Origin of the sequence: Bradyrhizobium paxllaeri (genome assembly GCF_001693515.2) — a bacterium.
Classification (GTDB): Bacteria; Pseudomonadota; Alphaproteobacteria; order Rhizobiales; family Xanthobacteraceae; genus Bradyrhizobium; species Bradyrhizobium paxllaeri.
Genome location: NZ_CP042968.1, coordinates 8,168,251 through 8,183,727 on the forward strand (window position 1 = coordinate 8,168,251; position 15,477 = coordinate 8,183,727).

Sequence of the window (15,477 nt, forward strand, 5' to 3'; positions counted from 1 at the left end):
TTCAGTGCCCCATGGCGGCGATTGCGTCGGCAATCGCGATTGTCCGCCGCGCCATGTCGGCGTGCAGCCGCTCCACCATCCGGCCGTCGAGCTGGATCGCGCCGCGCGAGGCGTTTTCCGGCATTTCGAACGCTGCAATGATCTTGCGCGCCTGCTCGACCTCCTCGGCCGGCGGCGTGAAGATTGCGTTGCAGGCCTCGATGTGGCTCGGATGGATCAGCGTCTTGCCGTCGAAGCCGAGATCGCGGCCCTGGGCGCATTCGGTCGCGAAGCCGTCGATGTTGCTGATGTCGCTGTAGGGGGCGTCGAGAATTTCCAGCCCGTGCGCGCGCGTCGCCAGGATGCAATGCGTGATCATCGGGATCATCGCCGCGCGGCCCGGCTGCATCCGGATACGCGTCTCCCGCGAGATATCATTGGGCCCGAACACGAACCCGGCGAGCCTTGTTTCGGAATCCTTCGATGCCGCCGCCAGCTTGTCCGCATCGAGTACGGCACGCGCGGTTTCGATCATCGCCCAGACCCGGATCGACATGTCGGCGTTGATATCGCTCAGGCGGTTCGCAATGGCGTTGAGATCGGCCACGGTGGAAACCTTGGGAACCAGAATACCATCGGGCCGGGCCTTGCCGGCCATGGTGACGTCCTCGACCCACCAGGGCGTATCGAGGCTGTTGACGCGGATCAAGACCTCGCGCTTGCCGAAGCCGCCGGCGGCGATCGCCTTGGCGATCTGGTCGCGGGCGACAGCCTTGGCTTCCGGCGCCACCGAGTCCTCAAGATCCAGAATGATGCCGTCGGCGGGCAGGCTGCGCGCCTTTTCCAGCGCCCGCGCGTTCGATCCCGGCATGAACAACAGGCTGCGGCGCGGACGGGTCATGGATCGGTTTCCTCTGGGGCGTTTTGAGCCCCACGCCCTAACATTTCAAACCGCGGTCCGAAAGCCTTGTTCCGATCATCGGTCTATGGTTAGGCAGGGCTAACGACAGGCACAGGCAACATGGCAACGTCATTCCCGCAACATCTGCTCGACGGCTACCGGGCCTTTACCTCGCAGCGGCTGCCCACCGAACAGACCCGCTATCGGGAACTTTCCGAGCGCGGCCAGTCGCCCGCCGTGATGGTGATCGGCTGCTGCGATTCCCGTGTCTCGCCGGAAGTGATCTTCGATGCCGGTCCCGGCGAATTGTTCGTGGTGCGCAACGTCGCCAATCTGGTGCCGGTCTATCAGCCGGACGGCGGCGCCCACGGCGTTTCGGCGGCACTGGAATATGCCGTCAACGTGCTCCGCATCAGGCACATCGTCGTGCTCGGCCACGCCCAGTGCGGCGGCATCCGCGCCTTCATCGACAAGATCGACCCGCTGTCGCCGGGCGACTTCATCGGCCGCTGGATGGCGATGTTCATCAAGCCGGGTGAAATCGTCGAGCAGCGCGAGCGCGAGTCGATGCAGGATTTCACCGTCAGGATCGAAAAGGCCGCGATCTTCCGCTCAATCGAAAACCTGATGACGTTCCCGTTCGTGCGTACCCACGTCGAGCGTGGCGAAATGGAATTGCACGGCGCCTATTTCGGCGTCGCCGAGGGCTCGCTGTTCGTGCTCGACAAGGAGGCAAAGGAGTTTCAGAGCGTGCGGGAGCCGGTGTAGCCGTAGGGTGGGCAAAGGTGCGAAGCGCCGTGCCCACCATCCATCCTCGATCGCAATGCTGAATGGTGGGCACGCGGAGCCCGTCATCGGGCGCGGATTTGCGCGACCCGGTGGCTTTGCCACCCGCCGAATTCTCGCCTTACGCCGCCTTTTTCTTCGCGCTGATCAGCTTGCGGTTGATCAGGCATTCGGCGATCTGCACCGCGTTCAGCGCCGCACCCTTGCGCAGATTGTCGGAGACGCACCACAGCACCAGCCCATTCTCCACCGTCGCGTCCTCGCGGATGCGGCTGATATAGGTGGCGTCCTCGCCGGCCGATTCATAGGGCGTGACGTAGCCGCCCGGCTCCTGCTTGTCGATGACGAGGCAGCCCGGCGCATTGCGCAGGATATTGCGCGCTTCATCGGCGGTGATCGGATTCTCGAACTCGATGTTGACGGCCTCGGAATGGCCGACGAAGACAGGCACGCGCACGCAGGTCGCGGAGAGCTTGATCTTGGGATCGAGAATCTTCTTGGTCTCCGCCATCATCTTCCACTCTTCCTTGGTGTAGCCGTCCTCCATGAAGACGTCGATGTGGGGGATGACGTTGAAGGCGATGCGCTTGGGGAATTTCTTGTTGACCAGCTCGTCATTGGTGTAGACGGCCTTGGTCTGCGAGAACAGTTCGTCCATCGCGTCCTTGCCGGCGCCCGACACCGATTGATAGGTCGCGACCACGACGCGCTTGATGGTGGCCTTGTCGTGCAGCGGCTTCAGCGCCACCACGAGCTGCGCGGTCGAACAGTTCGGGTTGGCGATGATATTCTTCTTGCCAAAATCCTTGGCCGCGTCCGCATTCACTTCCGGCACGATCAGCGGCACGTCCGGGTCCATCCGCCAGGCCGACGAATTGTCGATCACCACCGCGCCGGCGGCGCCGATCTTGGGCGACCATTCCTTCGACACCGAGCCGCCGGCCGACATCAGGCAGATATCGACATCGGAAAAGTCATAATGCTCGAGCGCTTTGACCTTCAGGGTGCGGTCGCCATACGACACCTCGACGCCGACGCTGCGGCGCGAGGCCAACACCACGACCTCGTCGGCGGGGAATTTGCGCTCGTCGAGAATGTTGAGCATTTCGCGCCCGACATTGCCGGTCGCACCGACGACAGCGACTTTGTAACCCATCGTTCACTCTCCGAGAAAAAATGCCGCCCCGCCGCCTGAGGCGGAAAGGGAGAAGGCAGCGCTTCTATGCGAGAAACGTCCTTATAGCGATTTCGAGCGAAGTGGATACCGGTTCGCGTGAAGAAAACGCGTCAAAACAAGAATCTAGACAACGTGTGACGGTTGCGTTTGGGCGTTTGATGCATGCGTTTCCGGCCAGAACGGCCAATTTCCAATATAGGGCGAGAATTCACCCGGCGCTGGCGAACTTCGCGGACGAGGTCTGCGGCACGCTGGCACGGCTCTGCGCCTATCTGATGACGCTGGCGCTGATGGCCATTGGCGGTATCGCGCTATGGCAGCATCTACCCGAAGTCACGGCGATGGAGACCTCGCCCAAAACCTGGAGCCAAGCTGCCCGCACGGCGCCGGCATTCGCCGTCAGCCAGTTTATTTTTCCAGGCAAGACAGAGACTTACGAGATTTTCAGACACCCGGAAGGCGGCCGCAAGGACGTGTTCCACTGGAACGGCGCCGGCGGCACGCCGGTCGCTGAACTCGAAATCTATCGCCCGGGTGAAGAAATCGACCAGATCGGCTCGGCCGCCGGCTACCTCGCCGCACGGATGGATCCGGCGGGCGCGCGCGAGCTGGAGGCGGCTGGAATCATCGACAGCAAGTTCGGCGCCGTGACCCTGTTTCGCCGGATCGGCGGCACCGAGGCTGCCCGCTCCTGCCTGCGATTTTTCAGGCATGTCGACGAGCCGAAATTCCGTCTCTCTGGCTGGTCCTGCCTGGGCGAGGATCTGCCCGCCCGCCGCGCCGCGATCGGCTGCATGCTCAACCGGCTGGTCCTGCTGACGGCCGGCAGCGATGCCAAACTGGCGGAATTGTTCGCCCGTGCCGAGGTCAGACGCAGCGATTGCGCTGTAACGGGCGTGCCGGCCTTGTCCGCGGACTGGGTGATGGGCGCGGATAATCCGCGGCTGCGCGGCGCCCTGTAGCCCGGCATCGGGCAGGACTCGGCTCCCGCCCCCTACAATTGTGGCAACAAGCGGCCAAGACACTGGTTTTCATGAAACTTTTTCGCTTCTTGCGGTATTATTCCATCGCGGTGTGGCGCAATTGACCTAGCGACGGTAGTCCCGCCGTGGCTACAATGCGCACAACCAGATTTGGCGATCCGCCAGGCCCCCTCAGGGGTAGCTAATGACGAGGATGCAATGACCCGAAAATTCCCTGCTGCGAGCAAGCTCGCGATGATGCTTGCTGCCGCCGCCCTCGTCGCGGTCAGCGCGACCTCCGCCAGCGCCCAGTCCAGGCAGCAATATGACCGGGACGGCCGTCCTTACTACGGCGCGAACGGTCCCAACCGCTCCTACCAGCAGGGTCGCACCCGCGTTTACGTCACCACGCGCTCCTGGCTCGATGCCGGCACCGAAGTGCTGCCGGGCGACCGCAAGTTCCAGGACTACGCCTTCCCGCCGGAGATCGGCTATCCGACTTTCGCGCGTGAAAACCTCAACCGTCCGATCGACCGCCAGCCGCTCAACCCGCCGGCAGACATGGGTGGCTATCCGACGCGGTTCCCGCTGTATTGATGGCGGCCAAAGCCTGACGAAAAATGCCCGGTCTCGCGACCGGGCATTTTTTTGATGGCGCTGAAAACGTAGGGTGGGCAAAGGCGCACTTCGCGCCGTGCCCACCATCTTCTCGCGCAAGTAGGCTGGTGGGCACGCTTGCGCTTTGCCCACCCTACAAGTCGCTTACGCGTGCAGCTTCTGCAGTTCCTTCAGGATCGCCTCGCCCATCTGCGTGGTCGAAGCCGCCGTCGTGCCCTCCGACTTGATGTCCGCGGTACGAAGTCCGCTCGCGAGCACCGCGGCGATCGCGGCATCGACCTTGTCGGCCAGCGCGCCCATGTCGAAGGAATAGCGCAGCGCCATTCCGAACGAGGAGATCATCGCGATCGGATTCGCAAGACCCTTGCCCGCGATGTCAGGCGCGGAGCCGTGCACCGGCTCGAACAGCGAGCGGCGCTTTTTGGTCTTGGCGTCGATCTCGCCGAGCGAGGCCGAGGGCAGCATGCCGAGCGATCCCGTGAGCATCGCCGCGATATCGGACAGCATGTCGCCGAACAGATTGTCGGTCACGATGACATCGAACTGCTTCGGCGCCTTCACCAGCATCATGCCGCCGGAATCGGCGAGCTGGTGCTCCAGCGTGACGTCCTTGTATTCGCGCGCGTGAACTTGCGTCATCACCTCGTTCCAGAGCACGCCCGACTTCATGACGTTGCGCTTTTCCATCGAGGTCACCTTGTTGCGGCGCTTGCGCGCCAGGTCGAAGGCGACGCGGCCGATGCGCTCGATCTCATAGGTGTCGTAAACCTGGGTATCGATGGCGCGCTTCTGGCCGTTGCCGAGATCGGTGATCGTCTTCGGCTCGCCGAAATAGACGCCGCCAGTGAGCTCGCGCACGATCATGATGTCGAGGCCTTCGACCGCCTCGCGCTTCAGGCTGGAAGCCTCAGCGAGCGCCGGGTAGCACACCGCAGGCCGCAGATTGGCGAACAGGCCGAGATCCTTGCGCAGCCGCAGGAGACCGGCCTCGGGCCGCACCTCGTAGGGGACGCTGTCCCACTTGGGACCGCCGACCGCGCCGAAGATGATGGCATCGGCGGCCTTGGCCTTGTCCATGTCGCCTTCCGAAATCGACACCTTGTGCGCGTCATAGGCGGAGCCGCCGACCAGCCCCTGCTCGGTCTCGAATTTCGCGATGCCTTGCGCGTTGATCCAGTCGATCAGGCGCTGCACCTCCCCCATCACTTCGGGGCCGATACCGTCGCCAGAGAGAAGCAGCAGTTTATGGGTCGCCATGGGTCCATCACCTTGTCCAACTCGTCATGCCCGGCCTTGTGCCGGGCATCCACGTCTTTTTGCCTCAACCCGGGCAAGACGTGGATGGCCGGGACAAGCCCGGCCATGACGACCGATTTCGTTGCGGGCGGAGTGCTAAAACGCCGGAGGCGGATTGGCAAGGCATCGCAGACAGGCCAGAAAGGCAGGGAACGAGCAACCCGCAAGCCCCTCAAGAAGGCACCAAGACGGACCTCATGACATCTGCCATTATCTACGCCTTTGCCTCGGCGGGCTTCCTCGGCGCCGGGGTCGTCCTGGCGCAATTGGGCCTGCGGACCGTCGATCCCCTCTCCGGCGCCGCGATCAGCGTCCCCTCCTTCACGCTCCTGTTCCTGCTGCTGTCGCCGTTGATCCTGCAGGGCGAGCCGGTAGTCTGGCACGGCCTGCCGATTTTCATCGCCATCGGCCTGTTTTTTCCGGCCTCGCTGACGCTTTTGACCTTCGCCTCGAACCGGGCGCTCGGGCCCGTCATTACCTCGACGCTCGGCAACCTCGCGCCGCTATTTGCGGTGGCTGTGGCGGTGATCCTGCTGCACGAGCCGCTGCATCCGCCGCAACTGCTCGGCCTCATCGTTGCCGTCGCTGGCGCCGCGATCATTACCGTGACCCGTCCGCGCGACCTCGGCCACTGGCGGAGCTGGGCGCTGCTGTTGCCGCTGTGCAGCGCGCTGATCCGCGGCATCGTGCCCCCGGTCGTCAAGCTCGGGCTTGCGGTCTGGCCCAGCCCGCTTTGGGCCTGCCTGATCGGCTACGTCATGTCGTCGCTGGTGGTGCTGACGGTGCAGCGTGTCCGCACCGGCAGCTTTGTCGTGCGGGCGCCGCGCGCCGGCCTGTTCTGGTTTGCGATGACCGGCATCAGCAACGGGCTGAGCGCACTCACGCTGTTCGCCGCAGTCCGCAACGGACCGATCACGCTGGTGGCGCCGCTGGCCGCAATCTATCCGCTGGTCACGGTGGGCTTGAGCGCCGTCGTGCTGAAGCACATCACGATCACCGCACGCATCGTAGCGGGCACCGCGCTGACCGTGCTCGGTGTCGTGCTGGTGTTGACCGGGTGATGCCGTTGCAGGATTGGCAAGACACCGTTGCGGACAGCGCACCTGTGCAATCCCCACGCTGCCTGCCAAAATGCAGCACCACCGGAGTAACTTCTTGCACGCCCCCGACCGCCCCGCGACGTACGCGCATCCCGCGCGGCTGATCCTCATCCTGTCGCTGGCGCCGACCGCAGGCCTCGGCATCGGGCGCTTCGCCTATGCCCTGGTGCTGCCTGATATGCGCGACACGCTGCTCTGGTCCTATTCCGCGGCCGGCTTCATGAACACGGTTAATGCGGCCGGCTATCTCGCGGGCGCGCTGCTGGCGTCGCGCATGATCCGGCGCTTTGGCCTTGTCGCTTCGGTGCGGTGGGGCACGCTGGCCTGCGTGTTGTCGCTGGCGCTGTGCGCCATCACGGGCAACTTCTACGTCCTGAGTTTTGCGCGGCTGCTGGCGGGCGTCGGCGCCGCGGCCGGATTCGTCGGCGGCGGCACGCTGGCCGCGACGATTGCGCAGTCACGGCCCGAGCGGGCGAATTTTCTGCTCAGCCTGTTCTATGCCGGCCCCGGGATCGGCATTTTGGCGTCCGGGCTGGTCGCGCCGTTTGTGCTGCAAGGGTTTGGGCCGGGCTCGTGGTGGATCGTCTGGTGGGCGATGACGGCGCTCGCGGTCGTCATGACGATCCCCGTGCTATTGGCGCCGCTTCATGACGGAGTAACGGCTGCCGCAACAGCAACGGCCAAATTCGCGATTGCCCCGGTCGTGATCTATCTCGCCGGCTACTTCCTGTTCGGCGCCGGCTACATCGCCTACATGACCTTCATGATCGCCTATGTGCGCGATGCCGGCGGCGGCGCCGCGGCGCAGAGCGCGTTCTGGAGCCTGATCGGCGTCAGCGCGTTCGTGACGCCGTGGGTGTGGCGCCGCGTGCTCGCGCTCGACCGCGGCGGCCTCGCCACCACGATCATTCTCGGCGTCAACGCCATCGGCGCCGCGCTGCCGATCTTCGGACAATCGGTGTGGCTGCTCGCGATATCGGCGCTGGTGTTCGGCGTCGCCTTCTTCGCGGTGGTCGGCTCCACCACCGCCTTCGTCCGCTTCAACTATCCGCCGCAGGCCTGGCCGACCGCGATTGCAGCGTTGACCATTTCCTTCGGCATCGGCCAGACGCTGGGGCCAATCGTGGTCGGCGCGATCACGGACGCGGTGGGCAGCCTGTCGTTTGCGCTGAACGTTTCCGCGGCGATGCTGGCACTGGGTGCGGTGCTGTCGGCGTTTCAGAAGAAGGTTGCGCGGAATCCGTAGGGTGGGCAAAGGCGCGCGCCTTCGCGCCGTGCCCACCATGATCTTGCGCGGAGCGAGATGGTGGGCACGCTTCGCTTTGCCCAGCGGCTTTCCTCGCCTGCGGCAGTTTGCGGGGGCAGGCGGCGGCGCCTTGTGATAAAGTGACTGAGCAGCACCGCACGTAATCGGCCGACACTCCGAAGCATCCCAGCAACACGAAAACGGAGAAGCGATCATGGAGACGAAGGGGGACGTAACCTATTTCGATCTCGGGCAGTACAGCCGCAACATCACCACGTCATCGACCGACGCCCAGCTTTGGTTTGACCGGGGCCTCAACTGGCTGTTCGGGTTCAATCACGCCGAAGCGATCAAGTGCTTTCAGAAGGCGCTGGGGCACGACGGCGCATGCGCGATGGCGCACTGGGGCATCAGCTATGCCTCGGGCCCCAACTACAATCTGCCCTGGGTTCGCTACGACCCGCTCGGACGGCAGATGGCGCTGTCGGCATCTTACGACGCCATGCAGGCAGCCCTTGCGCATGCCGGCAAGGCGTCGCTGGTCGAGCAGGCGATGATCCAGGCACTTCCCGCGCGCTATCCACAACGCGAGGCGATCGACGACATGGCGCCCTGGGACAAGGTCTACACCAGGGAAATGCGCAAGATCTTCGATGCCTATCCCGACGACCTCGACGTCCGGGCGGTGTTCGCCGAGTCGCTCATGAACGAGACGCCATGGCAGATGTGGGACCTGCCCTCCGGCAAACCGGCGGGCGCGGGCACCGAGGAATGCAGGGCGGTGCTGGAATTCGCGCTCGAGCGGGTCCCGGCTTCATGGGACCACCCAGGCTTGCTCCACCTCTACGTCCACCTGATGGAGATGTCGCCGTTTCCGCAAGCCGCATTGCGGGCCGGCGACCGCTTGCGCGAGATCGTTCCGGATTCCGGCCACCTGATCCACATGCCGACGCACCTCGACGTGCTGTGCGGGCACTACAAGGACGTCCTTGTCTATAACCAGAAGGCGCTGGCGACCGACCGCCGATTCCTCGCCTATTCGGCAGATCCGGGTGTCTACCTCGTCTACGTCATTCACAACTTCCACTTTGCGATCTACGGCGCCATGTTCCTGGGACAGTACACGCCTGCCATCGCGGCGGCCGAGGAACTGATCGCCACGATTCCCGAGGCGGTGCTGCGGATTGAATCGCCGCCGATGGCGGATTTTCTCGAAGGCTATCTGACGATGAAGCAGCACGTGCTCGTGCGCTTCGGCAAATGGCGCGAAATCATCGCGCAGGAGCTGCCGGCGGATCGGGATCTCTACTGCTCGAATGTCGCCATGATCCACTACGCCAAGGCGGTCGCGCATTCGGCGCTTGGCAATGTCGCCGAGGCCGAAGCGGAGAAGGCATCGTTCATGGCGGCGAAGTCCCGCGTGCCTGAGAGCCGCCGTGTCCACAACAACAAGATCGTCGATCTCCTGGATGTCGCTGAAGCGATGCTGAATGGCGAGCTGGAGTACCGGAAGGGCAACCATGACGTAGCCTTCGCGCATCTGCGCAAATCGGTCGAGCTCAGCGACGACCTGCCCTATGACGAGCCGTGGGGATGGATGCAGCCGACCCGCCATGCCCTGGGGGCCCTTCTCCTCGAGCAGGGACGGATCGAGGAAGCCGAGGCGGTCTACCGCTCCGATCTCGGGCTTGACGGTAAGCTGAGCCGGGCCTGCCAGCATCCAGACAATTTGTGGTCGCTGCACGGCCTGCACGAATGCCTGGTCCGCCGCGGAGAAAAGGCCGAGAAGGCTTTGATCAGGCAACGGCTCGAGCTGGCGCAGGCGCGCGCGGAAATTCCGATCAAGGCATCCTGCTTCTGTCGTCGCATGGACATGGCGGCCGCGTAGCCGTTCGCGGCGCCGCAAGGGCAGGCTGCGAAGGCCCGGCGGTTGTTGCCGGCGGCATCCTGTGACAACATCCAGGCGTCGGGTTTTTATGATTTCTGGATGCCTATGCCACGGCGGAAATACACTTGGGAAAAGCTGTCGGATGAGCAGTTGCTCAAGCAACGCCTCAGCAGCCTGAGGGTTACAGTCGAAGACACCTGGCTCGAGGATTGTCTCAGCGCGCTCTATGAAGAGCTCGGAGCACGGGACATCCGGCTGCGGCCGCACGCATGGATATCGAGCGAATGGTTTAGCCCGGCAGATGTGCCCGGCATTGCCATCCCATTCTATCTCACCCATCCCCGCCTGATGAAGATCGAGAAGAAAATGATGCTCGACGTCGAAGGCGGCACCTGGTCCGAGTGCATGGCCATTCTCCGTCATGAGGCAGGCCATGCCATACAGCACGCCTACCAGCTGCAACGTCGCCGGCGCTGGCAGCAGCTGTTCGGCCCGTCCTCGAAGCACTACCCGCGCTATTACCGGCCCAATCCGGCCAGCCGGAGCTATGTCCAGCATCTTCGGCTCTGGTACGCACAGAGCCATCCGGACGAAGATTTTGCCGAAACCTTCGCGGTGTGGCTGCGACCGCGCTCGAACTGGCGGACGCGCTATGCCGGCTGGCCGGCACTGAAGAAGCTCGAATATGTCGACGAATTGATGGGCGAAATCGCCGGGAAGCGACCGCCCGTCACGACGCGGGAGCGTGTCGATCCGCTGCATGAGCTCAGTCAGACGCTTGGCGACCACTACAAGAAAAAGCAGGCGTTCTACGAATTCAAGCCTCCGAAGACTTACGACCGCGATCTCTCCCGGCTGTTCTCCGCCGATCCACGGCATCGCCGGGAGCAACCGGCTTCGCTCTTCATCAGGCGGCACCGCGCTCAAATCAGGCAGCTGGTTGCGCGGTGGACGGGCGAGAACCAGCTTACACTGGATGCGGTGCTTGACGACATGATCTCCCGCTGTCGCGAGCTCAATCTGCGTGCCGCCGGCTCCCAACAGAAGCTGGTGATCAATTTCAGCATATTGCTGACAGCCAAGACCATGCACGCGCTGTTCGGTCCGTCGCGGCGCAAATGGATCGCGCTATGAGACGCCTGCGCATTCTGGTGCTGATGCATCCGGACTTCGTGCCCCCGGACTCCACCGAGGGATACACGGCGCGGCAAATCAATGAATGGAAAACAGAATACGACGTCGTGAGTACCTTGCGTGCGGCTGGCCATGAAGTTCACCCACTCGGCGTGCAGGAGGAAATCAAGCCGGTGCGCGACGAGATCGAAGGCTTCAAGCCGCATGTGGTCTTCAATTTGCTCGAGCAGTTTTACCATGAGCCGGTGTATGACCAGCATATTCCAAGCTATCTCGAGCTGATGCAGATCCCATATACCGGGTGCAATCCGCGTGGCCTGATCCTGGCGCGCGGCAAGGATCTTTCCAAGACGCTGGTGCACCATCGCCGGATCGCGGTGCCGTCCTTCGCCGTGTTTCCGATGCGCCGCAAGGTCAAACGGCCGGCGCGTCTTGCGCTGCCGCTGATCGTCAAGAGCTTGAGCGAGGATGGATCGTACGGCATCTCGCAAGCGTCCATCGTCGATACGGACGAGAAGCTCGCGGAGCGCGTCGCCTTCATTCACGAGCGGGTCGGAACTGCCGCCATCGCCGAGCAATATATCGAGGGGCGAGAGCTCTACGTCGGCGTACTCGGCAATAACAGGTTGCGAGTCCTGCCGGTTTGGGAATTGAAGTTCGGCAGCATGGGCGGCCAGGGTGCCCGGCACATTGCCACCGAGAAGGTCAAACACGATCCCGATTATCAGGAGCGGGTCGGAATTGAAGATGGGCCGGCCAAGGATCTTGCGCCGGAACTACGCACCCGTATTCAGCGAATAGCAAAACGCATCTACCGAACGCTGGGCCTCGATGGATACGCGCGCATCGACTTTCGCCTCGCAGCCGACGGCACGCCGTATTTCATTGAAGCGAACCCCAATCCCGAGATCGCAAAGAGCCAGGAGTTCGCGACGGCCGCCAAGCATGATCGCCTGGATTACCCGGACCTGCTGCATCGCATTCTGGCGCTTGGAATAAGCCGGGCAAAGGCAGGCGTATCCGTCGGCTGAAAGGCAACACGAAACGAGCAGGCACAGCGGTGGCGCGTTTCGAAATTCAGGCAGCATCGCGTAGTGAATGACGCGAGCTAACTCCCGCTGAACGAATTATACCCCTGGTCTTCCCAGAAGCCGCCCTTGTAGTCGTTGGTGACTTCCATCGAGATCACGTATTTCGGGCTCTTGAAGCCGAGTTTGGTCGGCACGCGGATTCTCATCGGGAAGCCGTAGGCGCGCGGCAGGATCTCGTCGGCGAACTTGAAACTCATCTGGGTCTGCGCATGCAGTGCGGACGGCATGTCGAGCGGTGAATTGTAGCCATCCCTGTCGGCGCACTGGAACCAGACATATTTCGCCCGCGTATCCGCGCCGATCATTTTCAGGAAATCGCGCAAGGGGACGCCGGTCCAGCTTCCGATCGCGCTCCAGCCTTCGACGCAGATGTGGCGCGTGACTTGCTTGACCTGCGGCAATTGATAAAGCTCATCCAGCGTCCAGGATTTCTTGTTCTCGACCAGGCCGCGCACTTCGAGCTTCCAGCTCTTGCCGTCAATTTCAGGCGCGTCGTCGACGTCGTAATAGCCATTGAACGGGAACGGTTTTGTAATTGCGCTTTCCGGGTATGTCGGCGCCATCGCATTGGGATTGAATATCAACGCCTGCACGCCGTCATTGAATTTCGAGACCTGCTTCAGCATCTCCTCGGCCGAAAAACTGTCCGTGACGTCGCAGCCGGTCAGCAACGTCAGCGCGCCGAGGCTGGCGCCGCTGGTGATGAAGCGCCGGCGCGTCAGGTCAGGCATGGACTTGACGGCGTCCCGGACCAGAAGCGTCTTGTCGACGCCGGGGATCAGGAGGTTGCGCATGCGGCCCATGGTCTTGCTCCCTTGAACTAGCGGCCAATGATCATGGCGCGCAGGCTCTTCGGCACCAAAAGAGCGAGCACGACATGGATCACCATGAAGGCGACGATGCCTGCCATGCAGAAGAAGTGGACGTAACGGGCAGCCTCATAGCCGCCGAACAGCGCCGTCAGATATTGAAACTGGACCGGCTTCCAGATCGCCAGACCCGACAGCACGATGAGGATGCCGACGATGATGACGCCGGCATAAAGCAGCTTCTGCACCTGATTGTATTTGGTGAGATCCGCATGCGACAGCTCGCCGGTCAGCGCCGCCTTGGTGTCCGAGATCACGCCCTCCGGCGTGATCGGCAGCAGCTTCTTGCGGAAGCGGCCGGTGACAAGGCCCATAACCAGATAGATCAGGCCGTTGACCATCAACAGCCACATCGCGGCGAAATGCCAGAGCAGCGCGCCGCCAAGCCAGCCGCCGAGCGTGATGCTCGAAGAGAAGCTGAAACCGAACAGCGGCGAGGCGTTATAGATCTGCCATCCCGACATGATCATCAGGACCATCGCGAAGGCGTTGGTCCAGTGCAGAGCCCGCACCCAGGCCGGCTGGATGACCTTGGCCTTGGTTGAGGTCGCTTGCTCGTCGCTGACTGTGACGGCCGACATGGCTCTTCCCCGCTTCTGGTTCGGTATCGGTTTATACGCCGGGAACCGGCTTTCCGTTACTGCCATGACGCTATCAGATCGATGCATGGCGCGTATCGAATTCACAAAAAAGCGAGCCGGGTTGCCCCGGCTCGCCCAATCCACGCGCCCCCGTTGGGACCAGTCAGGTGCGCGCGGGGAGTTTTAGGACGCCGGCATCAGCACGGTATCGACCACATGGATCACGCCGTTCGACTGGTTGACGTTCGAGATCGTGACCTGCGAGGTTCCGCCCTTGGCGTCGATGATCCAGACCTTGCCGTCCTGGAGCTTGACCGACAGCTGCTCGCCTTCGGCGGTCTTGAGCTTCATGCCGTCCTTCAGGTCGGCGGCGGCGAGCTTGCCGGGCACGACATGGTAGGTGAGGATCTTGGTCAGGGTCGCCTTGTTCTCAGGCTTCACCAGCGTCTCGACCGTGCCGGCCGGCAGCTTGCCGAAGGCGGTGTTGGTCGGCGCGAACACCGTGAACGGGCCCTTGCCTTCCAGCGTCCCGACCAGGCCGGCGGCCTTCACCGCGGCAACCAGCGTGGTGTGGTCCTTCGAGTTGACGGCGTTCTGGATGATGTTCTTGGAGGGGAACATCGCAGCACCACCGACCATCACGGTCTTTTCTTCCGCGCTGGCGGGCGCGGTGATGGTGGCGGTGAAGGCCAGTGCGCTGAACACGGCGGCCGACAGCAGTGCAATACGTTTGGACATGGAATCTTCTCCCGAGGATTGCGATGGCCGGCGGGTTATCCGCCGGTGATGAAAACAACGACGCTGGTCGATGGACCGGTTGTGTTCGTCGTCGTTGAGCCGAGCTACGGGAGGTTTTAGGGGCGGTTTCGGCGAATAAATTATCGTGATGGCTGAAACTTTTGGGGGCGCGGATCGTGGTGTACCGTCATTGCGAGCGAAGCGACGCAATCCATTTCGCGGCATACCGGATAGATGGATTGCTTCGTCGCTATCGCTCCTCGCAATGACGGCGCGTGCCTAATCCCTGTTGGCCGGTGTCTGGATAAATCCGCGATTATGCGTCGGGCTGATCAGGATCTCGTTGACGCAGACGCGGGGCGGCAGGCTGGCGACGAAGGCGATGGTGCGGCCGCAATCTTCCGGCTGCAGCATTTTCGCTTGCTCCGCTTCCGACGGCACCACCGGACGCAGCTTCAGGATCGGGGTCGCGACCTCGCCCGGCGACAGGCAGCAGGCGCGAAGCCCATTGACGCATTCGTCCATGTTGAAGGAATGGGTCAGCGCCAGCACCGCGTGTTTCGTGGTGGTGTAGGCCGGGCCCGGCATTTTCGAGACATGACGGCCGGCCCAGGACGCGACGTTGATGATGCAGCCGTCCTGTTGTTTGCGCATCGCCGGCAGCACTGCGCGCATGCAGTAGAGCACGCCGTTGAGGTTGATCTCGACGACCTTGTCCCAGCCCTCCAGTTCCATGTCGGCCCAGCTTCGCTTCGGCACATTGAGGCCGGCGCTATTGACCAGAAGGTCGATCCGGCCGTGTTTGGCCAGAATCTGGTCGGCCGCCTTGTTGACGTCTTCCTTGCTGCTGACGTCGAGCGCGATCGCCTCGGCCTTGCCGCCGTTTTTGGTGATATTGGCCACGACCGTGTCCAGTGCGTCTTTCCGGCGTCCGGAAACCACCACGGTCCAGCCATCCGCCGCCAGGAATTCCGCCCCGGACGCGCCAATTCCGCTGCCGCCGCCCGTCACCCAGGCCACCCGTTTCCCGTTATTTGTCATGCAAACTGTCTCCGTTGCTTTTTGAAGGGCGTTCTTGCTATTCCAGCCGGCGAAAATTCCGCCCGGGCCA

At 63.0% G+C, this 15,477-nt stretch carries 15 protein-coding genes; 8 read left to right on the forward strand and 7 right to left on the reverse strand.

Annotation, left to right across the window (positions count from 1 at the left end; translation table 11 throughout):
• Position 1 precedes the first annotated feature (1 nt).
• Positions 2-880 (reverse strand): HpcH/HpaI aldolase/citrate lyase family protein, encoded by an 879-nt coding sequence (locus LMTR21_RS39000; RefSeq protein WP_065751673.1) that lies wholly within the window; start codon positions 878-880, stop codon positions 2-4.
• 120 nt (positions 881-1,000) lie between these two features.
• On the opposite strand from LMTR21_RS39000, the gene LMTR21_RS39005 reads away from it, so the two are divergent.
• Entirely contained in the window at positions 1,001-1,648 is a 648-nt protein-coding gene (locus LMTR21_RS39005; protein ID WP_065751674.1) for a carbonic anhydrase, read from the forward strand.
• Between the two features lie 139 nt (positions 1,649-1,787).
• On the opposite strand, the gene LMTR21_RS39010 is transcribed toward LMTR21_RS39005, so the two are convergent.
• The gene (locus tag LMTR21_RS39010) at positions 1,788-2,822 is read right to left on the reverse strand and encodes an aspartate-semialdehyde dehydrogenase (protein ID WP_065751675.1); all 1,035 of its coding nucleotides are present in this window, start codon (positions 2,820-2,822) and stop codon (positions 1,788-1,790) included.
• 179 nt (positions 2,823-3,001) lie between these two features.
• On the opposite strand from LMTR21_RS39010, the gene LMTR21_RS39015 reads away from it, so the two are divergent.
• Positions 3,002-3,805, forward strand: coding sequence for a hypothetical protein (locus tag LMTR21_RS39015; RefSeq protein WP_065751676.1), 804 nt, complete (start codon positions 3,002-3,004; stop codon positions 3,803-3,805).
• Positions 3,806-4,024: 219 nt separating this feature from the next.
• Positions 4,025-4,402 (forward strand): hypothetical protein, encoded by a 378-nt coding sequence (locus tag LMTR21_RS39020; RefSeq protein ID WP_065751677.1) that lies wholly within the window; start codon positions 4,025-4,027, stop codon positions 4,400-4,402.
• 165 nt (positions 4,403-4,567) lie between these two features.
• Here the strand turns inward: LMTR21_RS39020 and leuB are convergent, their stop codons facing one another.
• Positions 4,568-5,680 carry a 3-isopropylmalate dehydrogenase gene (gene leuB / locus LMTR21_RS39025; protein WP_065751678.1) on the reverse strand — a complete coding sequence of 371 codons (1,113 nt, stop codon included), beginning with the start codon at positions 5,678-5,680 and terminating at the stop codon, positions 4,568-4,570.
• A gap of 236 nt (positions 5,681-5,916) precedes the next feature.
• Between leuB and LMTR21_RS39030 the strand changes: the two genes are divergently transcribed.
• From LMTR21_RS39030 to LMTR21_RS39050, 5 genes are all read left to right on the forward strand, one after another.
• Positions 5,917-6,780, forward strand: coding sequence for a DMT family transporter (locus LMTR21_RS39030; protein ID WP_065751679.1), 864 nt, complete (start codon positions 5,917-5,919; stop codon positions 6,778-6,780).
• A 94-nt stretch (positions 6,781-6,874) separates the two neighbouring features.
• A complete protein-coding gene (locus LMTR21_RS39035; RefSeq protein ID WP_065751703.1) occupies positions 6,875-8,065 on the forward strand; it encodes a YbfB/YjiJ family MFS transporter in 1,191 nt (396 codons plus the stop codon).
• A 214-nt stretch (positions 8,066-8,279) separates the two neighbouring features.
• Positions 8,280-9,953 (forward strand): tetratricopeptide repeat protein, encoded by a 1,674-nt coding sequence (locus LMTR21_RS39040; protein ID WP_065751680.1) that lies wholly within the window; start codon positions 8,280-8,282, stop codon positions 9,951-9,953.
• A 99-nt stretch (positions 9,954-10,052) separates the two neighbouring features.
• Positions 10,053-11,087, forward strand: coding sequence for a putative zinc-binding metallopeptidase (locus tag LMTR21_RS39045; protein WP_246174992.1), 1,035 nt, complete (start codon positions 10,053-10,055; stop codon positions 11,085-11,087).
• Positions 11,084-12,118, forward strand: coding sequence for a D-alanine--D-alanine ligase family protein (locus LMTR21_RS39050; protein ID WP_065751682.1), 1,035 nt, complete (start codon positions 11,084-11,086; stop codon positions 12,116-12,118). The genes LMTR21_RS39045 and LMTR21_RS39050 overlap by 4 nt, the downstream gene beginning before the upstream one ends.
• A 77-nt stretch (positions 12,119-12,195) precedes the next feature.
• Here LMTR21_RS39050 and LMTR21_RS39055 read toward each other — a convergent pair whose 3' ends face one another.
• The 4 genes from LMTR21_RS39055 to LMTR21_RS39070 all read right to left on the reverse strand — a co-directional run bounded on the left by LMTR21_RS39055 (position 12,196) and on the right by LMTR21_RS39070 (position 15,407).
• Positions 12,196-12,981, reverse strand: a complete 786-nt coding sequence (locus tag LMTR21_RS39055; RefSeq protein ID WP_065751683.1) for a molybdopterin-dependent oxidoreductase — start codon at positions 12,979-12,981, stop codon at positions 12,196-12,198.
• Between the two features lie 17 nt (positions 12,982-12,998).
• Positions 12,999-13,628 carry a cytochrome b/b6 domain-containing protein gene (locus tag LMTR21_RS39060; protein ID WP_065751684.1) on the reverse strand — a complete coding sequence of 210 codons (630 nt, stop codon included), beginning with the start codon at positions 13,626-13,628 and terminating at the stop codon, positions 12,999-13,001.
• 183 nt (positions 13,629-13,811) lie between these two features.
• Positions 13,812-14,366 carry a fasciclin domain-containing protein gene (locus tag LMTR21_RS39065; RefSeq protein ID WP_065751685.1) on the reverse strand — a complete coding sequence of 185 codons (555 nt, stop codon included), beginning with the start codon at positions 14,364-14,366 and terminating at the stop codon, positions 13,812-13,814.
• Between the two features lie 279 nt (positions 14,367-14,645).
• Complete coding sequence (locus LMTR21_RS39070) at positions 14,646-15,407, reverse strand: SDR family oxidoreductase (protein WP_065751686.1); 762 nt, start codon at positions 15,405-15,407, stop codon at positions 14,646-14,648.
• Positions 15,408-15,477 lie beyond the last annotated feature (70 nt).